This window comes from Hyalangium minutum (assembly GCF_000737315.1).
GTDB classification, from domain to species: domain Bacteria; phylum Myxococcota; class Myxococcia; order Myxococcales; family Myxococcaceae; genus Hyalangium; species Hyalangium minutum.
This window is the reverse complement of record NZ_JMCB01000001.1, coordinates 1-25342: the sequence shown is the minus strand read 5'-3', so window position 1 is coordinate 25342 and position 25342 is coordinate 1. Positions and strand designations below refer to the sequence as shown.

The following is a 25342-nucleotide window of genomic DNA, read 5'->3' as shown; positions in this document are numbered from 1 at the left end:
AGGGCGAATGCAATCAGGTTGGAGCTCGGGCCGCCTCATCTTCGTGGTGCTCTGCGGTGTCTTCGTCCTCGCATGCGAGGAGAAGGGCACTCTGCCGTCCTCGGCGGAGGCCGTCTCCCTGGCGCGGGCCTCCTTCCCCGAGCTTGCCGCCGACGTGGTGGCGGCCCCGGGCTGGTCGTCGACGGCCAGCATGGCGGGCGCGAGGGCCCAGCACGTCTCGCTGCTCCTGCCCGATGGCAGCATCCTGGTGGCGGGCGGCGTCAACCGGAACGGGTTCGTGAGTGCCGCCGAGCGCTTCGACCCTGAGACCGGCACCTGGGCCTCCGCCGGAAGTCCCGGCATCCAGGGCAACATCATGTCGGGTGTCCTGCTTCCCACCGGGAAGGCTTTCATCGTCACGGACGGCAGCCAGTCGGCACGCCTCCATGACGCCGCGACGAACACCTGGTCCGCCACGGGGGCGATGTCCGCACCTCGCAGCCTGAGCACCCTCACCCTCCTGTCCTCGGGGCAGGTGCTCGTCGCGGGAGGCTCCAACCTGAGCACGGCAGAGCTCTACGACGCCGCGACGAACACCTTCACCGCCACAGGCTCCATGTCCGTCGCCCGCCGGGCCCACACCGCCACCTCGCTGAGGGACGGCCGGGTGCTGGTGGTCAGCGGCTTCAACAACGTCTCGGGCGAGGTGCCCGTCGCGGAGTTCTATGACCCCGCCGCAGGGACCTGGTCGCTGGCGGCGCCTCCCCTGGTTCCCCGGCACTATGCGACCGCGACGATGCTCCCCGATGGCCGTGTCCTCTTCGCGGGAGGCTTCACGAGCGCGGGGGTCACCACCCACGCGGAGCTCTATGACCCGGTGGCCAACACGTGGACAGCCACCGGCGCGCTCATCCATCCGCGAAATGGGCACACGGCCACTCTTCTGCCCAATGGCAAGGTCCTGGTCCAGGGTGGCTCGGACGGGGCGCGCAACCCGCAGCCCGTGTCGGAGCTGTATGACCCTGCGACGGGGACCTGGGCCGCCGCCGGTACGCTGGCGGTGGCTCGCGACAATGCCACCGCCACCCTGCTGACGACCGGTCAGGTGCTCGTCATGGGGGGCTACAGCTCGAACCCGAGCCTGACCTTCTATGCGAACGTGGAGCTTTATGAGTCCTCCAGCAACCGCTGGGCTCCGGCCGGCAATCTCGTGCAGGGCCGGGGCTCCGCGGCCGTGCTGCTGCCGTCGGGAGAGGTGCTGGTCGCGGGAGGCCGGGGCGCGAGTGGCGTGCTCGGGACGGCGGAGCGCTACACTCGCGCGAGCAACGCCTGGGCTCCCGCCGCCTCCATGACCACCGCGCGCGAGCGCGCAACGCTGCGCCTGCTGCCGTCCGGCCGGGTGCTCGCTGTCGGAGGTGAGAATGGCGTGGGGCCACTGGCCTCGGCGGAGCTGTACGATCCCGTGGCCGATACCTGGACGCCCGCAGGCTCGATGACGACCGCCAGGGATGGGCACACCGCGACGGTGCTTGGCTCGGGCCGGGTGCTCGTCGTGGGGGGGGCGGGCACGGGGACGGCGGAGCTGTATGACCCGGTTGCGAACGTGTGGAGCTCTGCCGGGCCGGCCGCCACGCCTCGCTTGCGTCACGCGGCCGTGCTGCTGCACGACGGCCGGGTCCTGGTGGCGGGTGGCGAGAACGGGGGCGTGCCGCTGGCCTCGGCGGAGCTGTATGACCCGGCCTCCAACACGTGGGCCCCTGCTGCGGGTCTCTCGCAGGCACGGGCCTCCTTCACCCTGACGCTGCTGCCGTCGGGCCGGGTGCTGGCGGTGGCGGGGACCTCGCTCGCGACGGCGCTGGCGTCGGCTGAGGTGTATGACCCGGTCTCCAACACCTGGGCCCCGGCGGGGACACTGGCTGGCGCGCGCGCACTCCATTCGGCCTCGCTGCTGCCCTCCGGCCGGGTCCTCGTCGCGGGAGGGCAGGGGCCCGGGAGCACGGTGCTCGCCACCGCGGAGCTGTACGACGGCGCGACGAACACCTGGAAGCCCGTGTCGGGCCTCGCTGCCCAGCGGCTGCGCTTCGACACCGTCGTGCTGCCCTCGAGCGAGGTGCTCGCGCTGGGAGGGCAGGGCGCCGGGGGCGTGTGGCTGTCAAGCGCTGAGCTGTACGAGGACACCGGGGGGCAGCCGGCTTGGCGTTCGGTGGTGACGGGACTCGACGAGATGGTGAGCGCCTGTCCTGCGCGCATCACCGGGACGCTGTTCCGGGGCATCTCCGGAGCCAGCATGGGAGACTTCAGGGACTCCGCGACGAACTTCCCGCTGGTGCGGTTGCAGGCGTCCGAGGGGCGCCGGCTCTGGACGTTGCCGGGCACCGAGATGTCCGCCACGGGCGTGACGGTGTCCATTCCCGCCAGCGCGACGCCGGGTGCCTATGTGCTCTCCGTCTTCGCCAACGCGATAGGCGGCGGGCGGATGGTGAGGGTGGTGCAGAACACCGCGCCGGTGGCGCAGGACCTGACGGGCTCCACGCCGTACGGTGTGCCCGTGAATCTGTCGCTGGTGGCGACGGATGCCGAGGCGGGACCTCCGCTGACCTTCGTCATCGTCACCCCTCCAGCTCACGGGACGCTGAGCGGTACGCCGCCCTCCGTCACGTACACGCCCGCCTCGGGCTACTCGGGGCCGGACAGCTTCACCTTCCGGGTGCGGGACTGCGGTCTGGACAGCAACGTCGCCACCGTGACGCTCGGCGTGGTCGACCAGACGCCTCCGGACATCACCTGCCCGGTGGACCTGGTCGTGGAGGCGACGGGGCCGGCGGGGGCGCTGGTGTCGTATCCCCCCGCCACCGCGACCGACGTCATCACCGCGAATCCGACGGTGACCGCGTCGCCGGAGTCCGGCTCCCTCTTTCCTCAGGGGGAGACCCGCGTCACCGTCACCGCGACGGACGCCGCCGGAAACGCCGCGCAGTGCTCGTTCAACGTCACCGTTCAGGCCTGGGAGGAGTCGAGTAGCGGCTGCGGCTGTCAGGCCGACGGTGGAGGCGCGGGCGCGGCGCTGGCCGTGCTATCGGCCCTCGCCACCTGGGCAGGGCGTCGCCGCCGCCGGGAGCGTGTCACCCCGTGAGCAGCACGCCGACAGAGTCACTGGGGATGCTCAGCAGGTGGCGGAGGCGAGGCAGGATCAGTCGAGCCCTTTGCGGCCGCGGAACTGTTGTCGCAGAAATCTTCGGGCGTGACCGTCCGCAATGAGGCGCTGTGCCTTTTTCACGATGGCCTGTGCCTCCTCTAGGGTGACCCGGTCCTCGAGGAGAGAGGCAGCGAGCACGCAGTGATACGCAGCGCAGCTCGCCGGACGGGCTGCGTAGATCCCACAGTCGCGGCCCTTGAGCGCGGAGCACCTCTGCGGAAGCACCTCCGTACCGCTGCGAAGGGTCCGCGTGGGAATTCCCAGTGCGTGGAGCTGGCCGACTTCCTCGGGCTCTAGCCCGACATGGCTGAAGAGGCTGCCATCGCAGCACAGGCCGCAGCCGCGGCAGAGAAGCGAAAGCGGAGATTCGGGTGCGCCACCATCCATGACACCGTTTAGATAGCCACGAACGGATGGCTGTGCCCGCGCAAGCGAGGGGGCAGACGAGGGCTCGCTATGGGCGGAGCTTGTCCACCTCGATGTCGCGCAGGGCCTCGGACGCACCGGGGGGCGGCGCGGACGCCACCACGTTGACGCGGAACGGCGTGGTATGAGCAGTTGCATGCCGAAGACCCTCTCTGCCCGTCCTCTTGCTGTCCTCGTCGGCGTGCAACTCCCCGACGTCTCGGACGCGGAGCACGCCGCAGACCTCGCGGAACTCGCCCGGCTGGTAAAGACCCTGGGCTACGACGCGGTGGCCACCGTGAGCCAGCGCCGCGAGGGGCTGGCTTCCGGGACGGTGCTGGGCACCGGCAAGCTCAAGGAGCTGGCGCAGCTCACCGGCGGCAGCGGCGTCATCGCATCCGGCGCGCAGGAGCGGACATCGAAGGCGCGCGAGCGCTGGGAGTCCGCGGACGCAGCACACGAGGAGCCCGGAGACGAGGAGGCCGCACCGCCCGCGGAGGACGCCCCAGGCGAGGTGGCGCAGCGCCCCACGATTGTAGTCGTGGACCACGAGCTCTCCCCGAGCCAGCTGCGCAACCTGGAGAAGGCCACCGGGGCGCAGGTGCTGGATCGCACAGGCGTCATCGTGGACATCTTCCACCGGCACGCGCGCAGCCACGAGGCGCGCATGCAGGTGGAGATCGCCCGGCTTAACTACCTCGCGCCCCGCCTGCGCGAGTCCACCGGAGGAAGGGAGCGGCAGCAGGGCCGCGGCTCCGGGGACTCCGCCGTGGAGCTCGACCGCCGAAAGATTCGCGACCGCCTCGCCGAGCTGCGCGAGGGGCTCGCCGCCATCCAGAAGGACCAGGACCAGCGCCGCTACGCGCGCCGCGACCAGCTGCGCGTGGCGCTGGTCGGCTACACCAACGCAGGCAAGTCCTCGCTGATGCGCGCCCTGACCGGCAGTGAGGTGCTGGTGGCCGACCAGCTCTTCGCCACCCTCGACACCACGGTGCGGGCCCTGCAGCCAGAGAGCCGTCCGCGCGTGCTCGTCTCGGACACGGTGGGCTTCATCCAGAAGCTGCCGCATGATCTCGTCGCCTCCTTCCGCTCCACGCTCGACGAGGCGCTCGAGGCTTCGCTGCTGCTGTACGTGGTGGATGCGTCCGATCCCACCTGGAACACGCAGCTGGAGGTCACCCGCACGGTGCTGCGGGAGATCGGAGCGGACGCCGTCCCGAGCCAGCTGCTCTTCAACAAGGTGGACCGGCTGGATGCGGCGGCACAAGAGGCGCTGCGCTCGCGCCACCCGGAGGCGATGCTGCTCTCCGCGCACCGGCCAGAGGACGTGGGGCTCCTGCGCGAGCGCATCCTGAGCGCCTTCGCGGCCTCCATGGTCGATGCGGACCTGGTGATCCCCTACGCCTCCCAGTCGCGCATCAGCGAGGTGTACGAGCACACGACGGTGCTCTCCGAGTCCTTCGATGAGAGCGGGCGCAAGCTCCGCGTGCGCGGCCTGCCCGGAGCCATTGCGCGCCTCACGCAGTCCTTCGGAGCCTGAGCGCCGTTGGCACTGACCTCCAGGCACTGGCGCTACGAGGCTCAGTGGAGGCGGCGGGAATCGAACCCGCCGCTCGGAGCTTTTGGCGAGAGCGCTCCAACTCGGTCGAGCGCCGTTTCCGTATTCCCGCCTTGGCAAAGATCTTCCGGAACCTCGGCGTCCACGGCTCCCGCGCGTGGTAGCCTTGTCGTCCAGCTCGGCCTCCTCTGCCCTTCCGCAGTTCCTCCACCTGGAGAAGCGGTGAGCACCATGCCCTCTTCAGCCAGCGCCCTCCTCCAAGCCGTTGCCGTTGCCGTTGTCGTCGCTGGGTGCGCCACCTCTCGAGAAGCGCCTGAGGCCTACGCCTGGGCGCCTGTGCGCCCACCCGCTGTGCCTGGCACGGGCCTCCCCACTCGCGGGCAGCCAGGGCAGGTTCGCCCCCAGCCCCTGCCGCGGAGCCCGCACAAGCGCGAGCTGCCGCCCACCCGGGAGCCGGGCCTTTGGGCCGGAGACGCTCCTCGGGCCTCGCAGGAGCCGCAGGCAAACCCCTTGCCGGAGAGCGCCGGATCGAACAGAGGCCCACCCGCCCCGGTGACGGCGGAGCGCCGCCGTTCTGAGTGTGAACCCATCCCGGTGCCGCACGCGGGCGAGGATGCCCCGCATAACGAGTGCGCCGATAAGTTTCCGCCGAACCGCTACCCCGGCAATGACGTGCTCGTTGGCGGCAAGCGCTTTGATGCGCTGCAAGTCGGCGTGCGTGTGCTGTGGGAGATCAAGACCCATCGATTTGACACGTACACTGACTTCCTCCGGAGGCAGGTGATCGAGGATCAAGTAGAAGAGCTTCAGGAGGAGCGCGCCATCGCGGTAGCGTGTGGATATGATTTCGTCGTTGGGGTGAGCAGTGCTGCGCACAAAGAAGCGCTGCGGCGACAGGATCCCACCCTCAAGATTGTCGTCACGGGATGCAAACGATGACCACTCGAAGGCGCCTCGATCTGACCGTCTACGCGCCTACGCTCGTGGAGCACGACGGCCGCACACTCGCTGTCGTCCGTGGCATGGAACGGGCGCTGCCCGGCTTGCGCTTGGAGTGGGAAGTGGGCAAAGGAGGGCGCCCCATCGAGTTACCGCAACGCGACGCCTGGCTCGCTGAGGCGGCAACACGCGGAAAGATCCCCCTCCTGTGCAATGGAGACGAGAGCTACCCCGTGACGATTTCCGGGTCGAAGAGACCCGCGATTCTGTCACCGGGCGGCCAGCCGCTGCTCAACGTCCGTGCGGAGTTGCCGGTCGACGCGGCCGCTATCGCGGCAGCGCCGGAGATGCTGGAGCGCGTAGCGGAGGGCGCACGAGCGTTCTGGGGGCATGCGACGCCGGACGGCGCTGCGTTGGACATCGCGGAGCAGATAGCACCCACGTTGGAAGGGCCGCCGTCCCCTCCCCGGGGGCTGCCCGCCCTCAAGCTCTTCGAGCATATCCGCGCGCCGGAGATTCCATATTACCTTGGGTGGCTGAACTACTGGTCGGATGCTGCCGCTCGGGCTATCGGCTTCCCGGATCCCTCGCGTGACGCGGACTTGCTCTCTCGGGCGCGGCGCACTGCAACGGGCGGGTGGGTGGTTCGGCTCACGGATACGCCGCTGGATCTCGACAACCCCGCGCACCTAGAGGCGCTCGTGCGCGCGTACGAGCGTTTCCCGGAGATTGGCGGGCGCGTTACTTTAGCCGACCCACCTTTTCAGGAGCCTTCCCGCTAGACGCGTGTTCTGAACTGTACCGCGCCGCGTTCTGCGTCATCTGCCTTCAGGGGCGTCCGTTCCACACTCTTGCCGAGTTGGAGGTGTCATGGAGGAGCGGAAGATGCCGAGCGCGGAGTACCAGCCGAGCACGTGCCCCGCGCCGGCTCCCAGCACCGGGACCGGGAAGTTCCCCAACTCGGTGGCGGCGAGAGCGCCCCCGAAGTAGGCCCCGAGGAAGACGGCCATCGCCGCGGCCTCCCTGCGTGTCGAGCGCACCCGCGCCACACCGTGGACCATGGGCAAGAAGAGGCCCCACAGCGCCTTGAACGCGGCGTCGTACTTCTTCAGGCTTCTCGTTCCCAGAGGTGCCCTTCCGGGTTTCACGTAGTCCGTTCGCGCTCGCAGGAGCGGGCCATGAGTGCCCTCGAGTGGGTTGCCAAGAGAGTACCGAAGCGCATCGACACGGAGGAGATCGGTGACGCACTGGAGCATCTCCAGCGGTTGGTGGCGGAGGGGCGGCCACGGTGGTTCATCTACCTCACCGTCGCCAGAGCCTGCTGGGCGGTCCTGAAGCACACGGTGCGGCATGGAGCCGAACAGTTCCTCGGCGTCGTCATGAAGATCACGACGGGGCACGGCGGTGACGACAGGTAAGTAGCTTCTCTCGCAGTGGTCAGGGGCGAGCCAGCAACGGTCTGCCATGCCCAGCAAGAACTGCGACCAAAGGACCTCGATAAAGCGGCGCGGAGCTTCTCGCTGCTGCCGTTAGTGGCACAGCACCCTATGGGGTGCAGCAACGCGCCTCTCGTCACTGACTTTCACCCTGCGGGTACGCGCCAGCAACGCCGTGCCATGCGCAGGCTCATTGCTGCGCTTCCCCAGGCTCGTGGCTTGGGAACTAGCTGTAGCTGCTCGGGTGTGGGGCTCCGAGCAGCGCAACTTGTCGTACCCGGACCGAGGTTCTCACATGCACTTCAATGACGTTGTGGCCACCGGCGCACAGGTGGCGTCGGAGTTCAACTCCCAGCAGGTGATCGCGTTCCTGGCGGTGGTCATCGTGCTGGTGTTCCTGTCCATGATGTGGCGGGCCTGGAGTTCGGTGTTCGTCCAGACGCCAACTCGACGGAGCCGTCGGAGCTCTGGGCGCACTCGGCGTAACGAGGTGGTGCAGCACGGGGGCCAAGGAGGGGCTGAGCGCTGAGCGAAGACACGCGTCCTGTCCGCCGCTGCACGAGTTCGAAGAGATCGCCTCTCCATGACGACCAGGACGAGCATCCAGGACCGCCATCTCCGGATACAGGTGCCAGCAGCGGGAGCAGCCCGCAGCTCGCGCCATCCCACGCCAGACCGACGCGCACTGTCGCGATGCGCTCGCCCACAAGGAGGGCTCCCTCAAGCGGGTGTGGAGCCGGGGGGGAGGGAGTGAGCGCACCGCCTGAGGCGGGGAGGGGCAGGAGCCGAAGAAGGGGCGCAAGGCTGGGTTGGATTGGACCGGGCTGCTGCGCCGCGCCTTTGCGCTGGATGTGTTCTCCGGATTTGGTCCAAATTTGGTCCGCCAAGAACCGATTGGGTCCCGAAATGTAAGCCCCACCCTCTTCTTCAGAGGGAACGTGCTTGAGAGCGGCGGGTTGCTCGGCTTGGGAGCGGCGGCAATCGAACCCGCCGCTCGGAGCTTCTGGCGAGAGCGATCCCACCCGGTCGAGCTCCGTTTCCGTAAGACTGCCCAGCAGTGCACAGGGTGGAGCGAGTGCTGCCTCACGTGCCCTATCGACAGTGGAGGCTGTCCTTTCCTCACCGGGTGCGGTGGGCGCGAAGGATGCCGGGCTCCTCTCACGGGCACCTGGAGCAATGCAGGGACGCTGAGCATGCCTCGCGCGCGCCACACCGTTCCGAGGGCTCTGGTGCTCTCGATCTCTCTGGAGCGCTCTCGCCGGATGCTTCCGGCTGCGGGTTCGATGCAGCAACACCCTCATCCGGCCTTCTTCAGCCACACCCGCAGGGTGCCCAGAGGCTCGAAGCCCAGGGTGCACCACGTGGCCAGCTCGTCACCGTGTTCGTAGCCCACGAGTGGCAGCCCCGGGAACGCCGCCGTGACCTGTGCGAGCATCTCCCTGCGCAACGCCTCAGAGGCTCCCTCCGCTAGGAACGTGTTCGAGAGGCTGACGACGCCTGCGGACTGGTAGGCGATGGCGCCGGCGATGAGGGCCTCGCCGTGGTAGGCAGCAAAGAGGCGGGTGTTCGGGTCGTCCAGCAGCGCCGGCCGGAAGAGGGCATGCGCCGGGTCCAGCCGGTGCTCGCCCGGCGTGCCTCGCCAAGCTGCCTCCCACGCGGCGAGTGGGGTCTCGTCGCGGATCGTGAGCCAGCGGGCTCCACTGACGGACGCGGAGCCGTGCACGTCCCGGGGGAGGACGATCCACTGAGCGGTGAACAGTTCTGAGAAGCCCTGGGGTGCAAGGTCGAGCGCTGCGTAGCTGTCCTTGACTCCCCATCGCCCCGGCACGTCGAGCCTGGAGATCTCCTCAAGCTGTCGCGCCACGTCACCCGGAGTGAGCGTGACGGCGTTCGGGTAGAGGGCTGGGACCTCAGCGCGGTTCAGCCACAGCGAGCGCGAGAACTCTCCTGGGCGCCCATGCGCGCGGCACACCGCATCACACCAAGCTGCGTTGTTGGCGGCCACAGAGATGACCAAGCCGGAGGACATGCAGTCTTCCCTTGCGCCAGAGAGGGGCTGGAGCGCCCGTCCCACTTCATACGCGCGGGAATTCGCGGCTCCCGCGCTGAAAGCGGGAGGGGCGGAAGCGGACCTGTGAGGCCCGCTCGCGAGGCGCTTCAGTACCCGAGCAGATACCGGGCGCCTTCACGGGCTTGTTGGAACGTCCACTGGGCTCCCTCGACCGCCGACATCCCGACGCCCCCGACGAGATTGAGCGTCGCGCCGAAGCGCTCCATCTCTCCCTGGACGAACCGGCCATGGGCGTAGCTGGAGAGGGCATCCTGAGCGAAGGTTCGCGACTCCCGGAAGTGAGCTGTGGACTGGGACATGGTGCCCCGGCTCACGCCCTCCAGGTTCTCCATGACGCTGCCATGGGAAGCGGGGGAGATACCGAACCCGCCCCGCTGCAGCAGGCCGTTCACCCCGTCCACGAGCGTGCCGTAGAAGCTGGGGTTGTTCCGGGCCTGCTCGCCAATCTGCGTCCGCAGCCGGTCCGTCTGGGAGTAGTCCGACAGATGCGGGTCCACGGGCGCACGCGGGGCGGGCGCCGCGGCCGGTGCGGCCGGGCTTCCCCCCTGCACCGGGGTGCTCTGCGGCAGGCGGATGGGGCGGTTTCCAGGCGATCCAATCGGTGCGCTCAAGGGGCGGCTCCCAGGGGAGAATGAATCATTCCGGTATCCTCATATAAAGGCAGGGAAACGATCAATCCCGAGAGCCCTCACATGGGCGGGGCAGGCAGGCCGTCCCTGTCTACGGCCCGGACCCGTGTCAGCGAAGGAGCGAGATGACACACCCCTTGAGGCAGTGGTTGGAGGAGGGCCGCATTCAGGAAGTGCGGGAGGCGGCCACGCACCGTCTCGCCCAGCACCCGGAGGATGAGGAGGCCCTGATCGCCTTGGCCCGGGTGGCCCTGCTGGATGGGCGGACGGAGCAGGCCGAGCAGCTGGTGTCGCGCGTGAAGTCCGAGGCGGCGCAGGGGGAGGTGGGCTTGCTGCGCGCCGCCGCGGCGATTCAGAGCAAGGACTTCGCCGCCGCGCGCGAGCACTACCAGGGGCTCGTCCGCCAGCCTTCGCCTCCCGCCGAGGCCTGGCATGGGCTGGGCGTCGCGCTGCTGGCCCTGGGAGACATCCCGGCGGCCCGCGAGGCGCATGAGAAGGCCGTGGCGCTCAAGCCCCAGCAGGCCGGCTTCCACTTCGAGCTGGGGCTGGCGCTGTCGCTGGAGAACCGGCCCCGGGCGGCGGTGCGCCAGTGGGTGCAGTGTCTGCGGCTGGATCCTCGGGAGACCCGCGGCTACTGGGGGCTGGCGCAGGTGCTCCGGCAGCACCGCAAGCCGCGCTGGGCCCAGCGCCTGCTGGAAGCAGGGCAGAAGCAGGTGCCCCAGTCCGAGTTCCTGCGCCAGGCGTGGGCCGCGGGCCAGGAGCCCGCCCCGAAAGGAACCGAGGCGCCGGAGGAGGCTCTGTTCCACGAGATCGCGAGGCTGCTGCGGCTCAAGCGCGGCCGTGAGGCCTTGCAGCGGGTGCGGGAGGGCTGGGCGCAAGGGACGCGCTCGCTGCCCCTGAAGCTGCTGGAGGCCGAGGCGTGCGAGCTTCTCCATCCGCCGGACATGCCCGGCGTCATCCACGCCTACGAGGAGGCGATCGCGTTCGCGCCCCAGCACTGGGAGCCGTACACCCGCCTGGGCGTGTGTTTGTTGAAGCAGGGCCACCGGCATGAGCCGCGCGCCATCGAGCTGCTGGAGACGGCGCGGCGGCTCGAGCCGGCAAAGCCCGAGACGGGGCTCAACCTGGTCCTGGCCTACATCAAGGCGCAACGCCTGGACGAGGCGTTTGCCCTGGCGAAACAAGTGGTGGAGGGCCTGACGTCAGCGCATCCCCTCCACCCCCAGGCCACCCGCCTCATGGAGGACGTGGACCGCGCCCGGAAGCCGTAGCGAGCGGGGTGAGCGCTCGATCCACGAGACTCACACTCCAGACTTGAGACGCTTGCCCTTGGTCTGCGGCGGCACGAGCGCGGCGGCCACCAGCAGCGTCCACTTCTCGTCCGAGAGGTGGGCCGGTTTCTCCATGGCCAGCACGTCCTGCAGCCGGTGGCTCAGCGCCGAGAAGAGCTGGAGCCGGGCCTCCATGCGCATCTCCTCGCGGCGAATGGCGGCCGCGAGGATGATGTCCCGCTCCTCCGTGGAGAGCTTCTTCACCCGGGACACGAAGAGGGGATCGGCCAGCAGGCTCTCGTCGCCCACAATGCCCAGCGCCGAGGGCACCTTCAGCCGTCGTTCGCGCACCACGATGGTGCCCGCCAGCATGTCCCCCAGCCGCTGGTGCGAGCCCGAGATGAGCGCCGTGGCCCCGCCCACCAGGTACATCATCGGCAGCCTGTCCACCGGGCGAGCCAGGTTGCGCAGCGCCGCATGGTAGAAGCCGATGCGCACGCCGCTCTCCTGGATGACCCGCAGGGACATGACGCGCTTGCCCACCGTCTGCCCGCTCCAGGCTGTCTCCAGGGCCATGCCGTAGCCCCAGTCCACCAGGAAGTAGATGACCACGAAGAGGGAGCCGGCGAGGTTCGGCACGCTCCCCAGGGTGTATCCGAGGACGATCAGCACCACCCCCGCGATGGTCAGGACGATGAGGGCGTCCACCAGCCAGGCGAGGAAGCGCGAGTAGAGGCCCGCAAGGGTGAAGCGGAACTCCACGTACTCGGGCGTGAGGACGGTGTGGCTGCCGTCGAGGAGGGTGTCAGGCGCGGACGTCACCGCACCAGTCTAGGCCAGAGTGCCCCCCGAGCGGGCGTGCAAGGGTTCTCCTGAAAATCAGTAAGGTGGGATACACTGAGTCTCCCGACACCGTGGCCGACACCGAGCCTTCCTGGGGCCAGCGCCTTTGGCCCGCGGCGACCTTCCAGTTCGCCCTCATTGCTGGCGTGACGCAGCTGAAAACCGCTGCCAACGCGCTGGTCTTGTCACGCTTTGAGTCCCAGGCCCTGCCGTACCTCTACCTCGTGGGCGCCCTGCTGACGGCCGCACTCACGGTGCTGCCCCGCCCACGCCCGGACTCGCCCACCGAGTCTCCCGGCGTACTCACCGTGGGGGCCTCTGTCATTACCCTGGGGCTGGCGTTCGGCGTGTCCGCGGGCCAGCGCATCCCGGCCATCGCGCTCTACCTGTTCGTGGATGCCTTCACGACGTTCGTCTCCCTGCGCTTCTGGGGGCGGATGTCCGCCGCGTTCAATGCCCGCGAGGCCCGGCGCGCCTTCACCGCGCTCAATGGCTTCGGCATGGGCGGCGGCATCATCGGTGGGCTGCTCGTGCAGGCCATGGCCGAGCGGCTCGGTACCCCCGTCGTGGTGGCCAGCGGAGCCCTGGGCCTGCTCACCGCGGGCATCGTCTTCCGCTTCCACACTGGCGCTGTCGCCATGCCCCCGCGCTCCCGGCACGCGGCCATCTCCGCCGAGCCGTGGCTCTACTTCCTCCAGAGCCCCTACGCCCAGGTGCTGGGGGCGCTCGGCGTTGCCTTCGCCGTGCTGTCCTCGTTCGTGGACTACCTGTTCCGCCTGCGCGTGGAGGGCACGCTCAGCGAGGATGGGCTGGCCGCTCTGTTCGGCTCGCTGCAGCTGTGGATTGGCCTGTTCTGCGTCGCCTTCCAGCTCGTGGTGGCCAAGAAGCTCCTGGAGAAGCTCGGGCTGCTCCACTACCTGGCGCTGGTGCCCCTGGTGCTCGGGCCCCTGGCGGTGGCCACGCTCGTGACGCCCGCCCTGTGGCCCGTCCACATGCTGCGGCTGGTGGAGACGGCGGTGAGCTACTCCATCCTCCCCGTGGGCATTCAGCTGCTCTACGCCGCCGTGCCGGACGAGCAGCGCGAGGCCATGCGCGCCGCCGTGGATGGCCTGCTGCGCAAGGGTGGGGTGGTGCTGGCCGGCGTGCTGCTGATTGGCGCCGGCCGCGCGGCCACGGGCACCACCATGGCCATCGCGGTGCTGGGCCTGTGCGCCGCCCTGGGCGTGCTGCTCTTCCGGCTCAAGCCCGCGTACGTGGAGGCGCTCGAGGAGCAGGTGGGCGCTCCCGCCGAGGAAGAGGTCCTCGTCGGCAACGAGACGCAGAAGCTGCTCGTGGACTCGCTGGGGGCGGAGACGCCGGAGCGCGTGCTGCGCGCCGTGGAGTTCATGGCCCAGGCCGAGGTGCCCCTGCGGCCCCACCTGCCCGCGCTGCTGAGCCACCCCAACGAGCGCGTGGTGGAGCGCGGCGTCGAGCTGGCGCTGAAGCTGGAGGCCTATGAGACCGCGCCCACCCTGGAGCGCCTGGTCGAGTCCGGCCCGCGGCGTCCTCGGGATCAAGCCGTGTGGGCCCTGGCGCGCCTGTCCCCGGATCGTGCCGAGCGCCTGCTGCCCGCGCTGCTGGAGAGTTCGGACATCGGCCTGCGCTGCGCCGCCATTGGCGCGCTGATTCACACACAGGGGCACAGTGTTGCCCTGAACTCGCTCACCGCGCTGCTGGCCCGGAGCGCCCAGGCCCCTGTGGCCGAGCGGCGCGAGGTGGCCAAGCTGCTCGGGCGGTTGAAGGATGCGCGGTTCGTCCAGCCGCTGGCGCGCTACCTCGCCGACGCGGATCCCTCCGTGCGGCGCGTGGCCATCGAGGCGGCGGGCGTGGGCGGCTACCTGGAGCTGGCTCCCCGGCTGCTCGTGTTCCTCACCTGGCGCGAGGAGCGCCGGGTGGCTCGCAACGCGCTGGCCCAGCTCGGCGACCATGTCATGCCGCTGCTGGAGGTGACGCTCAACAACCGCGCCGCTCCCATGGCCCAGCGGCTCCAGCTCACGCGCGTCATCCGGCTCATCGGCACGCCCGATGCGCTGCACGCGTTCATCTTCTCCAACGTCCGCGACGACGCCTTCCTCCAGTTCCGCATCGGTGCGGAGATGTCCCGCCTGCGTGACGAGCACCCGGAGTACAAGGTGGACGGCGACCGCGTGCGAGAGGCCATTGGCCGCCGGCAGGAGACCTACCGCGAGCTGGTGGGGGCCTTCCGGGATCTGCGCGCGGCGCTCGGGGACCGCTCGCTGCTCACCCGTGCGGTGGGGGACCGGCTGGACCAGGCCCTGGAGCTGACCTTCTTCCTGCTGGGCCTGCTCTACACGCCCCAGACGATGCGGCGCGTGCACCAGCATCTGGTGGGCAAGGATCCGCGCCGCAAGGCCTATGCCCTGGAGCTGATGGACGCCGTCGTGTCCCAGGAGGATCGCGAGCTGCTGGCCGAGCAGATCGAAGCCCATCACCGCGAGCTGCCGCCCGGGGCGCTCGGCCGGCTGGAGAGCTGCCTGGATGCGCTCACGCAGAGCGAGGACGTGGTGCTGCGCGCCTGCGCCCGCTATGTGGCCCAGCGCCTGAGCACGCTGGTGGTGCCGCCCCTTCAGGAGAACGACATGAGTGAGGCCACCGTACAGAAGATGTTCGCCCTGGAGGGCGTGGGCGTCTTCTCCCAGAGCGACGTGGACGACATCGCCGCGGTGGCGGCCGTGGCCCGCGAGGTTCACTTCCGCTCCGGCGAGCGCATCTACAGCCAGGGCGACCCGGGAGACGCGCTCTACGTCATCGTCTCTGGCGCAGTGGACCACTTCCGCGACGGCGAGCACGTGCTGCGCAACCAGTCCAAGGAGACCTTCGGCGACGTGAGCCTGCTGGACGGCGCCCCGCGCCCCACGGACGTCGTCGCCACCGAGGACACGCGCGTGCTCGTCATCGATCGCCGCGACTTCCTCGATCTGCTCTCGGATCGCCCGGAGCTGCTCACGGGTTTCTTCCGCGCGGTGAGCCAGCAGCTGCGCACCCTGATCGACCTGCCCACGAGCCGGCAGAGCGGCGAGCTGCTCGAAGTGGGCCCCGAGGCGACCGCGAGTGCGTCGCCGCTCACGGGCGAGTTCGTCATCGACAAGAAGTAGGCACTACGCCGCGGTCGAGGAGGCGGTGGGAGCCTGAGCGGACGGCTCCAGGTGCTTCGGAGCGGTGGTGCTCTCGGCCTGCTGCCGCGCCACCAGCAGGTGTCCCGCGGCCACGGGGATGAGCGGCCGCAGGAAGCACTTGGCCAGCGGGAGCATCGACAGCATCCCGACCACCGTGAGCCCCGCGAACGCCCAGGGCTGCTTCTCCGTCTCGGCCGCGGGCGAGAACACCTCGCGGGTGCGGCGGGTCCAGAAGTCGCCGTAGCGCTGCAGGAAGCCCCAGCGGAAGCCCGGCACGCGGGTGGTCAGCCACCTCCAGCCGCGCAGGAACCAGGGAGCCCTCGGCGCGGCGTCCTTCCAGGCGTAGGCGCTCCGGGCCGTGGTGAAGACCACGAGCCAGTACGCGCTCCAGGCCGGGACCAGCACGGCCATCAGCTCATGCCGGATGGGGAATGCCGCGGTGAGGCCGTAGAGCACGGGCATCCCCACGATGAAGACCACGAAGGCGCGGATGCGGCGCGACACCTTCTTGCGCATCCACGGCACGTCGAGCCGGACGCGCGGGGTGAGCGGGCCGTCCTCGGGCTCGAGCGCCGTGCGGAGGCTGGCCTCCCGGGAGATGGAGTCGTGGTAGTCGCGCGAGAGGGCGATCACCACCCACTGCACGAGCTGCATGATGCCGAAGACCGTCACCCAGAACTGCACCTCCTGGTCGATGCGCCCCAGCAGGCGATCGATGGGGCCCCGTTCCTGCTCCTGCTCCTGCTCCCGCTTCGTCGCCTCCACCAGGGCCTGACGCTCCCTCGCTTCGGCTTTGGCGACCTCGGCCAATTCCTTGACGGCCTCGGCCACGGCCCGTGCGCGCTCTCCGGTCGTGGCCTGCACGCCTCCGCTCGCCTCGCGGACCTTGGCCTTGAGCTCCGCCGCCTTGCGCTCCATCTCCTGATGGAAGCGCTGGCGCTCCGGCTCCTGCTCAGCGTCATCCTCCCCCGCGTCACCGAAGCTCAGCGAATACCTGCGACGCTCGGTGGGCTCGTGGTCCTTCTTGCGCGAGGGGAGCAGGGGAATGCTGAGCAGAAGGACCGCCAGCGCCTGGGTGACGCCCACCCGCAGGTACTGCCGCCGCGCTACCGGGTCCGCCCAGAGCGCTCGCAGCAGGTGGAGCGGAATCGCCATTCCGTGAAAGAACTGCCGCACGCGGTGTCCGGGCGGAGGCATCTCCCACTTCTGGAAGTGTTGCGTCCCCTGGCGTACATCATCCCACATATTCTGAGCGACCTCGGCAGCGCGCCCCATGGACCCTCTACGCTCGGAGGCCGGGGTCGCTTGCAACGCACCGTCCTGCCCCTTCCGCTCGAACACGGCCGGGACGGTACCACAGGCGCCAAGGGCCACTCGGAGCCTGTCTGGTCCCTCGGGAATGTGCTAGAGGCGCGCCCGTGAGCCCGAACTCCCTCCAAGCTGCTCTTTGTCGTGAGTCTTCCCCTTTCGCTCCCCGCGGCGCTCGCGCCGTGAGGACCCTGCCCGCAGCCCTGGCCTTCCTGCTCTTGGCGAGCGTGACGGCCTGTGGCGACAAGGGTGGCCAGCCCCAGCCGCCCGCGGTTACGGACAAGGCCGGCCAGCCCGCGGCGGGTGACGCGGCCGCGGCCGCTCCCGCCAAGCCGGCGGAGCCCCAGGTGGTGACCCTGCTGATCACCGGCGGCGTGGGTGGCCAGCTTCTGCCCGTGGGCGAGGGTGACCAGGCCAAGGGCGGCGCCGCCGAGGTGCTCGGCCGCTGGGTGGCCGAGGACAAGCACTGCGCGGGCCCGGTGAAGGCGGATGGCCAGGCTTCGTGCGCGGACTCGGCGACGCTGGCGCTGGCCACGGGCGACCACTGGAGCGGCCCGGCGCTCTCGTCCTTCTTCGTGGGCGAGTCCACCGCCACGGTGATGGCGCGCATGGGCTACGCGGCCTCGGCGCTGGGCAACCACGAGCTGGACTTCGGCCGTGAGCAGTTCCTCAAGAACGCGAAGATCGGCGGGTTCCCGTTCCTGGCGGCCAACCTGAAGGTGAAGGACGCCGCGCTGGCCAAGGGCATGGATGTGCCGGCGTTCAAGGTGTTCGACCGCAAGGGCCTCAAGGTGGGCGTGGTGGGCCTGACGTCGCCCAAGACGGTGACGGCCGCCATGGCGGGCCGCGCCGAGGGCGTGGAGTTGGTGGGCACCGAGGAGGCGCTCGCGGCGGCGGTGCCGGAGGCTCGCAAGGCGGGCGCGGACGTGGTGGTGGTGCTGGCGGACATGTGCCCCACCGAGCTGCAGCCCACGCTGGAGAAGCACGCGGACTGGAAGCTGGCGCTGGTGGTGGGCGGTGGCCGCTGCGGCACGCAGATCGACACCAAGGTGGGTGACACGGCGCTGGTCTCCCTGGGCCGCGGCCTGGAGAAGTACCTGCGCGCGCGCATCACCTTCGATCCGTCGAAGCCGGCGGCCGAGAAGGTGACCGGCATCGAGACGAAGCTGGTGGACGTGGCGGGCGCAGGGACGCCGGACGCCGAGGCGGTGAAGGCGATTGGCGATGCGAAGACGCAGCTGGACGCGCGGCTGGGCGAGCAGATCGGCGTCACGAAGAAGGGCCTCAAGGCGGGCACGCCGGAGATGGCGCGCTGGGTGGCCGGTTCGATGCGCGAGGGCACGAAGGCCGACGCGGTCATCATCAACAAGAAGGGCATCCGTGGGGATCTGCCCGCCGGGCCGATCACCGTGGGCAGCGTCTACTCGGTGCTTCCGTTCGAGAACTCGCTGATGCTGATGAAGGTGAAGGGCGCGGACCTGGCGAACCAGCTCTCCAACCCCGAGGCGCTCATCTCGGGCTTCACCGCCGCGGGCAAGGGCAAGTTCAAGGACGCCAAGGGCAAGCCGCTGGATCCGAAGAAGGAGTACACGGTGGCCACCATCGAGTACCTCTACTTCGGCGGTGACGGCTTCGAGTTCGAGAAGCTGGACCCCGAGCCGACGGAGACGGGCATGGCCTGGCAGACGCCGGTCATCGAGTGGACCAAGGGGCAGAAGTCCACCGACGCCAAGCCCGTCGAGAAGGCGCTGCCCAAGTAGTCCGGCGCTCTGCCGCGGGGCTGAAGTGAAGAGGGGTGGGACCCAGCACGGGACCCGCCCCTTTTTACGTCCGCCCATCCGTGTCCAGGTTCCGCCTGGGCTAAAGTCGGCCCCCATGGAAGTGGCCGAGTTCATCGAGTCGCGGCGTCCCCGCTGGGAGAAGTTGGAGGCCTTGCTCGACAAGGCCGAGGGCGAGGGCCTGCGGGCGCTCAGCCTGGAGGACGCTCGCTCGCTGGGGAAGATGTACCGGGCGGTGTCGAGCGATCTGCTGTGGGTGCGCGCGCGCAGCGGCTCGGCGGACGTGAGCGCCTACCTGAATGACTTGGTGGGCCGAGCCTACGCGCTGACGTACCCGGGCAAGCGGCCGCGCTTCGCGGACGTGTGGGGCTTCGTCTCGCGGGGGTTCCCGGCGCTGCTGCGGCGGGAGTGGCGCATGTACATCGCCTCGGTGCTGATGTTCATGGCGGGCATGGGGTTTGGCTACCTGGGCATGACGATGGACCCGGACGGCGCGCACTACCTGGTGCCGGGGGATCACCTAAAGCTCGATCCGGTCGAGCGCGCCGAGAAGGAGGCCAAGGGCGAGGGCATGACGGTGGACGAGCAGGCCTACTTCTCGTCGTACCTGTTCACGCACAACATCCAGGTGGCCTTCCTGGCGTTCGCGCTGGGCATCACGGTGGGCATTGGCACGGCGGTGATGCTCTTCGTGAACGGGCTGTTCCTGGGCGCGCTGGCCCAGGTCTACGCCGCGAAGGGGATGACGGGGTGGTTCTGGGCGTGGATCCTCCCGCACGGCATTCCGGAGATTACGGCCATCTGTATTGCGGGAGCAGCGGGGCTCGTGATCGCGCGGGGCCTGGCGGCGCCCAAGGGACTGCCTCGGGGGCTGGCGCTGCGGCAGGAAGCGGTGACGGCGGTGAAGCTGCTGTTCGGCACGCTGGCGCTGTTCGTGCTCGCGGGGTTCATCGAGGGCACGGTGTCGCAGATCCACCCGCCGAAGCTGTCGGTGGCGTTCAAGATCAGCTTCGCGCTGGTGGTGGGCTCGGGCGTCTACGCGTACCTGTGCTCGGACTTCCTGCGGGCCCGGCGCGCTGAGGCCTCCTAGGCCGCCAGAAAGTTGCCCCCCACTGGGGCGCCTCGAAGAATGGCTGGGCCCGAGAGCGCAAGACTCGGTAACCCAGGAGAGCGCCAGTGTTCGAGTTGCCCAAGGGAATGAGTGACTTCCGTGCTCGGGACCGAGGCCAGGAGTACGTCCAGCACGGCGTCGCCTTCTTGCGACAGAATGCCTTGGAGGTGACCGCGCAGGCTCCGCTAGGGGCGCGCGTCCAGAGCAAGCAGCTCCTCAGCCTCTTGCAGGCCAAGCACAACGATCAGGATCACGAGATCTACAACCTCACCTCCGCGCAGGAGGTCCGGGGCATGAAGGTGATGACCACCGAGCGAGGTGTTCACAGCGTCACGGCGGCCACAGGCCAGGATGCTCCCGCGCTCACCGCGTACTACCTGCCGTGGGACACGAACAAGTCCTACTCCATGACGCTCGGAGACCGCGCGAACTTCTTCTTCACGGCGCCAATGAATGGCTGCGCGTTCTTTGCCACGGGCGAACGAACAACCCCTACCGTCTACCACTCGAACTACTACTTGGACCCGGAGCAACACGCGCTCAAGGACACGGTGCGCTACCAGCGCCGGAGCACGTTCTACGCGAGGTTCCAGCAGATGATCAAAAAGGGGACCACCCAAGCACTCCTGCCGGAGTTCTACCTGGCCCCCAATGGGGTGAAGAGCTCCACCACGAGCGTCTTCGGGTTCCGGGACAGGAACAATGGGCAGTGGAGCTTCTCCTACCACGTCGTCTTTGTCGCGAACGAGCCTTACGCGAACACGAATGCTCAGGTCGTGGTCCAGCACACGAACAAGCCCTACTTCATGACGGGCCCGCTGTGGCCGGTGATGCAGCAGCCCAAGTGGCGCACCCTGATGGGGCACTACCTGTGGGGCTGATCAGCGCCCGGAGGCCAGATCCTCCAGGGTGAGCGGAGCAGGGGTCGGGAGCTTGTCGCAGCCTTGCTCCGAGAGCGCGTCCACGTTCCCGCTCACCTTCTCGTAGACCCAGAGCTGCCGCCGGGTGAGCTCCTCCTGGACCGCGAGCACTTCCTTCATCTTCGACGGATCGGCGAAGGCGTCTGAGAGAGGCACGGCCGCGTACGCGCCCGAGCGGTCCTTCAAGAGGGCACAGGGCCCGAGCGCGAACGTCTGGGTGTCGAAGGAGGTCAGCCGCGTCTTCCCCTTGGACCGCTCACGCTTGACGAGCCGGCTGCACTCCGTGAAGACGTTCTGCGCATCGGCGAAGTAGATGCGGCCAGTGCCAAAGAGGACGCGGAACGTCTTGGGATCCGCGGCCTCGAGCCGTGAGGGCTGCTCCCGGCCGCCGTGGTCCTTGAAGCAATACACAGCGCTCGCGTCCTTGCCGACGCCCTTCGCGAGCCCCTCGAAGGATGCGGCGCTGGCTCCCGGGACATGCGCCCAGGTGTTTGCGCTGATGGCCATGAACCCGCCGTCGTGATGCGCCAGCGTGTACACGTCCGAGCCCGCCTTGACGAAGCCGTGGGTGAGGAGCTGGGGCGGCTCGCTCGCCTTCGGGGCTTTGTACTCGGGAGGCGCTTCCAGGCGATCCAGCGTGACCGGTGACTTGTCGAGGATGACCTTCAGCTTCTCCCCCTCGAACGAATAGGGCATGACATACGGCTTGTCGGGCCTGTCTGGGTTGACCAGCTGGATCTCTTTCTCGGTGGCGGTCCAGATGCCCGCGCTGACGACCAGTTGGGCCAGCCTGTTCGGCGGGAGATCGAGGATGACGCGCGGCTTCTTCCCCTCCGTGACACCCCAGCGTCCGACCAGTGAGTCTTCGGGGGATGCGGTGAGCAAGGAGAGCGTGACCATGGCCGCAGCAGTAAAGAGCATGCCGCGAACATAGCCCACGGGTGCGCTACAGTACCCCGCGCGCCTTGATGTCCAGGTAACGGTTCACCGCCGCCAGGCTCAGCTCGTCGGGCTGAACGTCGATCATCTGCACGCCGCCCATGCGCACCCTGGTCTTGAGCATCTCTCGGTCCAGTTTGTGCGCGCCCATCAGTGGTGAGGCACCGACACTGGCGGTACGCTTCCGACCATGTCTCCGAGTGAGGTGAAGAGACGCTGGGCCCACGTGGTGATCCTCACGGCGATCCCACTGGAGTACCAGGCCGCGAAGCAGGTCGAGGCTGGCGCCTGGGAAGGCAGCCATTGGGAGGAGGAGCGGGGGCCCAACGGGCTCCGGGTGGCGTTCCGCACCTTCCGAGGCCAGGGCGGCCGACCGCTGCGGGTGGCGCTGGCCCAGGCGGAAGACATGGGGAGTGAAGCGGCGACGAACGCGCTGCTCCCTCTGGTGGAAGCTTATCAGCCTCGGTGCGTGGCGATGTGCGGCGTGTGCGCGGGGCGCTCGGGCAAGACGAACCTCGGGGATGTGGTCGCGGCGGAGCGGCTGTTCTTCCACGACACGGGCAAAAGACTGCCCGACCGCGTGGAGCAGGATCTCAAGACGTACAACCTCCGCGGCGACTGGAAGCAGGCGATCGAGCACCTCGACTTCTCCAGTCGGTTTCGGGACGAGGCCTGGTGGAAGAAACGTCCCATCCCCTACGCGTGGCAGGAGAACTGGGTGCTGGCCCAGCTGCACCAGGGTGTCGCGGATCCCTCCGCGCTCCCGGAGTGCGACGTGTACTGCCCCCAGTGGGAGAAGGTCATCGAGGACCTTTGGAAGACGGGCTGCGTGGAGCACGGCACGCTCTCCCTCACGGACAGCGGGCGCACGCGCATCCAGGCACTCCTGATCAAGCACCGCCAGCGCTTCCCCGACCTCTCTCCGGAGGGGGCGGTGCTTCCGTTCAAGGTCCATGTCGCGCCGATGGGCAGCGGCAGCCAGGTGGTCGAGGATGAGAAGATCTGGACCTTCATCTCTGAATCCATGCGCAAGACGCTGGGCTTGGAGATGGAGGCGGCGGCCCTCGGTGCCGTGGCCCATACCCAGCGAGACAAGAAGCTCGATGCGGTGGTGATGAAGGGCGTGATGGACTTCGCCAACTCCGGCCGGGATGACCACTTCAAGGAGTTCGCCGCCCGGGCCTCCGCCGAGTGCCTGATTGCGTTCCTGCGTGACCACCTCGATGTGGACCGCATCCCCGGCGTCGATGACCTCCTGGTGAGCGGAACCGGGACGCTGCCGCAGAATCCGCCTCCCTCCACGCTCCTCCAGGCGCGCTACCAGGTCGTCCCCTTCCGTGAGCAGGGACGCGAGTCGATCCTCCAGGAACTGGATCGCTGGTGCGGCGAGGGTCCCCCCGTGTCGGTCCGGTTGATTCATGCGGAAGGAGGCGTGGGCAAGACGCGGCTGGCCATCGAGTGGCTCGGCCCCCGAAGCCACCGGTGGGCCGCGGGCTTCCTGGCCAATGGGGTGAGCGAGGATTGGTTCGAGAAGCTCTGTGCGTTGGGGCAGCCGGTGGTTGTCGTCGTCGACTATGCGGAGAGTCACCCGCACCTGCGGACGGCGCTCTTGCAAGTGCTGCGCTATGCCCAGCAAGAGAGTTCGAGTTCGCTTCGCCGGATACGGCTGCTGCTGCTGGCGCGCAACGCGGGAGACTGGTGGCAGGCGCTGTGCCAGTCCGACGCGGCGTTGGGGGCATGGCTCAACACTGTGCCGCCTTATGAACTGGCACCGCTCGCCCCCCAGAAAGTGGAGCGAGAGCAGGTGTTCCGCGAGGCTGCGGAGTGGTTCGCCAAAGCCCAGCGCAAGGCGTACACGCCGCGCCCGATACCCCCGCTGGCCGATGAGCACTTTGAACGGGTGCTCTACTTGCACATGGCCGCGCTCGCCGCGGTGGAAGGCCTGGAGTTCAAGGCCAACACGCTGATGGAGGTTGTCCTCGACCATGAGGAGCGCTTCTGGGAAGCGCAGGCCCAGTTGAATGACGTGGCGCACGCATTTTGGAGAACCAAGGCTCGCCAGATCGTTGCAGCCGCGACGCTTCGTGGAGGATTCGCGGAGGTTGACGCGACCGAACAGGCCGCTGGGCGGATCTTCGGGCACCCGCTGACGGACCATGAGCAGGAACTGCCCCGGCTGCTTCACCGCGTCTATGAGCGCAAGGACTCGGACCATCCGGTGTTCCTCCCGCCCTTGGAGCCAGACTTGCTCGGCGAGGGAATGGTGCTCCGAGCGGCCTCAAGACAAGGGGAGGAGCGCCTCCCTCCTGATTGGATTCATCGGGTGTTTCCAGTCGAAGAAGGAACCGCTGCTGTAGGGCACGGGTTCGAAGTGTTGGGCCGTGCATCCGCCACGAAGCCTGAGGTGGCGCGCCTTTGGATCGAACAGCTTCTTGCTCATTCACTGCAAGAGCGGGCACGGCTTGCCTTCGAGTCAGCAAAGGCCGTGGGCCTGCATACCGCGTTCTCGGTCCTAGGTGATGTGCTCGCAGAGCAGCTCGAAGCGCATGGGGACAGCTCTCTCGCAGTGGAACTTGAGGCGGCAGGTATCCCTCACCCCACCGTGTCACTTTTAAGAGTGGCGGAGTGGATTGAACGCTCCCGCCTGAAGGGGCTCGGCGTAACGGAGGAGGAAGGCGTGCTGGTGGAGCAGGCACGTCTTCAAAACACCTGGGGCACCCGGTTGGCAGTGTCGCTTCGAAGCGCGGCTAAGTGGATCGCTCGCACCTTCCTTAAGAAGCCAGGTGTATTGGAGAAGGAAGGAGAACTCGCGGAGCGGGCACGTCTTCAAAACAACCTGGGCGTCAGGTTGAGCGAGCTGGGGCGGCGCGAGGAGGCCCTGGTGGCCACGCAGGAGGCGGTGGTCCTCCGACGCGCCCTGGCTCAGCGCAACCCGGATGCCTTCCAGCCCGACTTGGCTATGAGCCTCAACAACCTGGGCGTCAGTTTGAGCGAGCTGGGGCGGCGCGAGGAGGCCCTGGCGGCCACGCAGGAGGCGGTGGAACTCTACCGCGCCCTGGCTCAGCGCAACCCGGATGCCTTCCAGCCCGACTTGGCTGGCTGCTTCAACAACCTGGGCGCCATGTTGAGCGAGCTGGGGCGGCGCGAGGAGGCCCTGGCGGCCACGCAGGAGGCGGTGGTCCTCCGACGCGCCCTGGCTCAGCGCAACCCGGATGCCTTCCAGCCCGACTTGGCTGGCTGCCTCAACAACCTGGGCGCCATGTTGAGCGGGCTGGGGCGGCGCGAGGAGGCCCTGGCGGCCACGCAGGAGGCGGTGGAATTCTACCGCGCCCTGGCTCAGCGCAACCCGGATGCCTTCCAGCCCGACTTGGCTGGCTGCCTCAATAACCTGGGCAACAGGTTGAGCGAGCTGGGGCGGCGCGAGGAGGCCCTGGCGGCCACGCAGGAGGCGGTGGAATTCTACCGCGCCCTGGCTCAGCGCAACCCGGATGCCTTCCAGCCCGCCTTAGCCATGAGCCTCAACAACCTGGGCGCCATGTTGAGCGAGCTGGGGCGGCGCGAGGAGGCCCTGGCGGCCACGCAGGAGGCGGTGGTCCTCCGACGCGCCCTGGCTCAGCGCAACCCGGATGCCTTCCAGCCCGACTTGGCGATGAGCCTCAACAACCTGGGCACCAGGTTGAGCGAGCTGGGGCGGCGCGAGGAGGCCCTGGCGGCCACGCAGGAGGCGGTGGAATTCTACCGCGCCCTGGCTCAGCGCAACCCGGATGCCTTCCAGCCCGCCTT

19 protein-coding genes are annotated in these 25342 nt (G+C 68.8%); 12 read left to right on the top strand and 7 right to left on the bottom strand.

Features of this window, described 5'->3' with window-relative positions:
- Window positions 1-7: 7 nt before the first annotated feature.
- Entirely contained in the window at window positions 8-3112 is a 3105-nt protein-coding gene (locus DB31_RS00090) for an HYR domain-containing protein (RefSeq protein WP_052419594.1), read from the top strand.
- A gap of 57 nt (window positions 3113-3169) precedes the next feature.
- Here the strand turns inward: DB31_RS00090 and DB31_RS51485 are convergent, their stop codons facing one another.
- Window positions 3170-3562: a YkgJ family cysteine cluster protein gene (locus DB31_RS51485; RefSeq protein WP_075305792.1), complete on the bottom strand. Its 393-nt coding sequence runs from the start codon at window positions 3560-3562 to the stop codon at window positions 3170-3172.
- 175 nt (window positions 3563-3737) lie between these two features.
- Here DB31_RS51485 and hflX point away from each other — a divergent pair, with 175 nt between their 5' ends.
- The 3 genes from hflX (at window position 3738) to DB31_RS00075 (ending at window position 6859) form a co-directional block, all read left to right on the top strand.
- Window positions 3738-5120, top strand: a complete 1383-nt coding sequence (hflX, locus tag DB31_RS00085; protein WP_044180444.1) for a GTPase HflX — start codon at window positions 3738-3740, stop codon at window positions 5118-5120.
- Window positions 5121-5648: 528 nt separating this feature from the next.
- Window positions 5649-6077, top strand: coding sequence for a DUF6310 domain-containing protein (locus DB31_RS51480; RefSeq protein ID WP_420806656.1), 429 nt, complete (start codon window positions 5649-5651; stop codon window positions 6075-6077).
- On the top strand, window positions 6074-6859 hold the full coding sequence (locus DB31_RS00075; RefSeq protein WP_044180442.1) for a DUF5953 family protein: 786 nt from the start codon (window positions 6074-6076) through the stop codon (window positions 6857-6859). The genes DB31_RS51480 and DB31_RS00075 overlap by 4 nt, the downstream gene beginning before the upstream one ends.
- Before the next feature lie 36 nt (window positions 6860-6895).
- On the opposite strand, the gene DB31_RS48455 is transcribed toward DB31_RS00075, so the two are convergent.
- Window positions 6896-7225: a hypothetical protein gene (locus DB31_RS48455; protein ID WP_157231684.1), complete on the bottom strand. Its 330-nt coding sequence runs from the start codon at window positions 7223-7225 to the stop codon at window positions 6896-6898.
- A 30-nt stretch (window positions 7226-7255) separates the two neighbouring features.
- On the opposite strand from DB31_RS48455, the gene DB31_RS00065 reads away from it, so the two are divergent.
- Window positions 7256-7495, top strand: coding sequence for a hypothetical protein (locus tag DB31_RS00065; RefSeq protein WP_044180438.1), 240 nt, complete (start codon window positions 7256-7258; stop codon window positions 7493-7495).
- Between the two features lie 313 nt (window positions 7496-7808).
- On the top strand, window positions 7809-8042 hold the full coding sequence (locus DB31_RS00060; RefSeq protein WP_044180436.1) for a hypothetical protein: 234 nt from the start codon (window positions 7809-7811) through the stop codon (window positions 8040-8042).
- Between the two features lie 768 nt (window positions 8043-8810).
- Here DB31_RS00060 and DB31_RS49515 read toward each other — a convergent pair.
- Together DB31_RS49515 and DB31_RS00050 are read right to left on the bottom strand one after the other, a co-directional pair.
- Window positions 8811-9542: a hypothetical protein gene (locus tag DB31_RS49515; RefSeq protein WP_044180432.1), complete on the bottom strand. Its 732-nt coding sequence runs from the start codon at window positions 9540-9542 to the stop codon at window positions 8811-8813.
- A gap of 128 nt (window positions 9543-9670) precedes the next feature.
- A complete protein-coding gene (locus DB31_RS00050) occupies window positions 9671-10195 on the bottom strand; it encodes a hypothetical protein (protein ID WP_044180430.1) in 525 nt (174 codons plus the stop codon).
- Between the two features lie 143 nt (window positions 10196-10338).
- Here DB31_RS00050 and DB31_RS00045 point away from each other — a divergent pair, with 143 nt between their 5' ends.
- Entirely contained in the window at window positions 10339-11484 is a 1146-nt protein-coding gene (locus DB31_RS00045) for a tetratricopeptide repeat protein (RefSeq protein ID WP_044180428.1), read from the top strand.
- A 30-nt stretch (window positions 11485-11514) separates the two neighbouring features.
- Here DB31_RS00045 and DB31_RS00040 read toward each other — a convergent pair whose 3' ends face one another.
- Entirely contained in the window at window positions 11515-12306 is a 792-nt protein-coding gene (locus DB31_RS00040) for an RDD family protein (RefSeq protein WP_044180426.1), read from the bottom strand.
- Between the two features lie 92 nt (window positions 12307-12398).
- Here DB31_RS00040 and DB31_RS00035 point away from each other — a divergent pair, with 92 nt between their 5' ends.
- Window positions 12399-15482: a cyclic nucleotide-binding domain-containing protein gene (locus tag DB31_RS00035; RefSeq protein ID WP_044181946.1), complete on the top strand. Its 3084-nt coding sequence runs from the start codon at window positions 12399-12401 to the stop codon at window positions 15480-15482.
- 3 nt (window positions 15483-15485) lie between these two features.
- Here the strand turns inward: DB31_RS00035 and DB31_RS00030 are convergent, their stop codons facing one another.
- Window positions 15486-16700 (bottom strand): hypothetical protein, encoded by a 1215-nt coding sequence (locus DB31_RS00030; RefSeq protein ID WP_157231682.1) that lies wholly within the window; start codon window positions 16698-16700, stop codon window positions 15486-15488.
- A gap of 293 nt (window positions 16701-16993) precedes the next feature.
- On the opposite strand from DB31_RS00030, the gene DB31_RS00025 reads away from it, so the two are divergent.
- The 3 genes from DB31_RS00025 (at window position 16994) to DB31_RS00015 (ending at window position 20581) form a co-directional block, all read left to right on the top strand.
- Window positions 16994-18571 (top strand): bifunctional metallophosphatase/5'-nucleotidase, encoded by a 1578-nt coding sequence (locus DB31_RS00025; RefSeq protein ID WP_157231680.1) that lies wholly within the window; start codon window positions 16994-16996, stop codon window positions 18569-18571.
- A 115-nt stretch (window positions 18572-18686) separates the two neighbouring features.
- A complete protein-coding gene (locus tag DB31_RS00020) occupies window positions 18687-19679 on the top strand; it encodes a stage II sporulation protein M (protein ID WP_044180421.1) in 993 nt (330 codons plus the stop codon).
- Window positions 19680-19765: 86 nt separating this feature from the next.
- Window positions 19766-20581 (top strand): hypothetical protein, encoded by an 816-nt coding sequence (locus DB31_RS00015; protein WP_044180419.1) that lies wholly within the window; start codon window positions 19766-19768, stop codon window positions 20579-20581.
- Here DB31_RS00015 and DB31_RS00010 read toward each other — a convergent pair whose 3' ends face one another.
- Entirely contained in the window at window positions 20582-21541 is a 960-nt protein-coding gene (locus DB31_RS00010; RefSeq protein WP_157231676.1) for a DKNYY domain-containing protein, read from the bottom strand.
- A 223-nt stretch (window positions 21542-21764) separates the two neighbouring features.
- Here DB31_RS00010 and DB31_RS00005 point away from each other — a divergent pair.
- Window positions 21765-25342 (top strand): tetratricopeptide repeat protein (locus tag DB31_RS00005; protein ID WP_240486447.1); only part of this gene is annotated, 3578 nt, incomplete at its 3' end.

What these genes read in the sequence shown, in the direction of transcription:
- DB31_RS00020 (WP_044180421.1), top strand. Translation starts at nt 18,687, where the DNA reads ATGGAAGTGGCCGAGTTCATCGAGTCGCGGCGTCCCCGCTGGGAGAAG.
- DB31_RS00065 (WP_044180438.1), top strand. Translation starts at nt 7,256, where the DNA reads ATGAGTGCCCTCGAGTGGGTTGCCAAGAGAGTACCGAAGCGCATCGAC.
- DB31_RS51485 (WP_075305792.1), bottom strand. Translation starts at nt 3,562, where the DNA reads ATGGATGGTGGCGCACCCGAATCTCCGCTTTCGCTTCTCTGCCGCGGC.
- DB31_RS00060 (WP_044180436.1), top strand. Translation starts at nt 7,809, where the DNA reads ATGCACTTCAATGACGTTGTGGCCACCGGCGCACAGGTGGCGTCGGAG.
- DB31_RS00090 (WP_052419594.1), top strand. Translation starts at nt 8, where the DNA reads ATGCAATCAGGTTGGAGCTCGGGCCGCCTCATCTTCGTGGTGCTCTGC.
- hflX (WP_044180444.1), top strand. Translation starts at nt 3,738, where the DNA reads ATGCCGAAGACCCTCTCTGCCCGTCCTCTTGCTGTCCTCGTCGGCGTG.
- DB31_RS00030 (WP_157231682.1), bottom strand. Translation starts at nt 16,700, where the DNA reads ATGCCTCCGCCCGGACACCGCGTGCGGCAGTTCTTTCACGGAATGGCG.
- DB31_RS00045 (WP_044180428.1), top strand. Translation starts at nt 10,339, where the DNA reads ATGACACACCCCTTGAGGCAGTGGTTGGAGGAGGGCCGCATTCAGGAA.
- DB31_RS00010 (WP_157231676.1), bottom strand. Translation starts at nt 21,541, where the DNA reads ATGCTCTTTACTGCTGCGGCCATGGTCACGCTCTCCTTGCTCACCGCA.
- DB31_RS00075 (WP_044180442.1), top strand. Translation starts at nt 6,074, where the DNA reads ATGACCACTCGAAGGCGCCTCGATCTGACCGTCTACGCGCCTACGCTC.
- DB31_RS49515 (WP_044180432.1), bottom strand. Translation starts at nt 9,542, where the DNA reads ATGTCCTCCGGCTTGGTCATCTCTGTGGCCGCCAACAACGCAGCTTGG.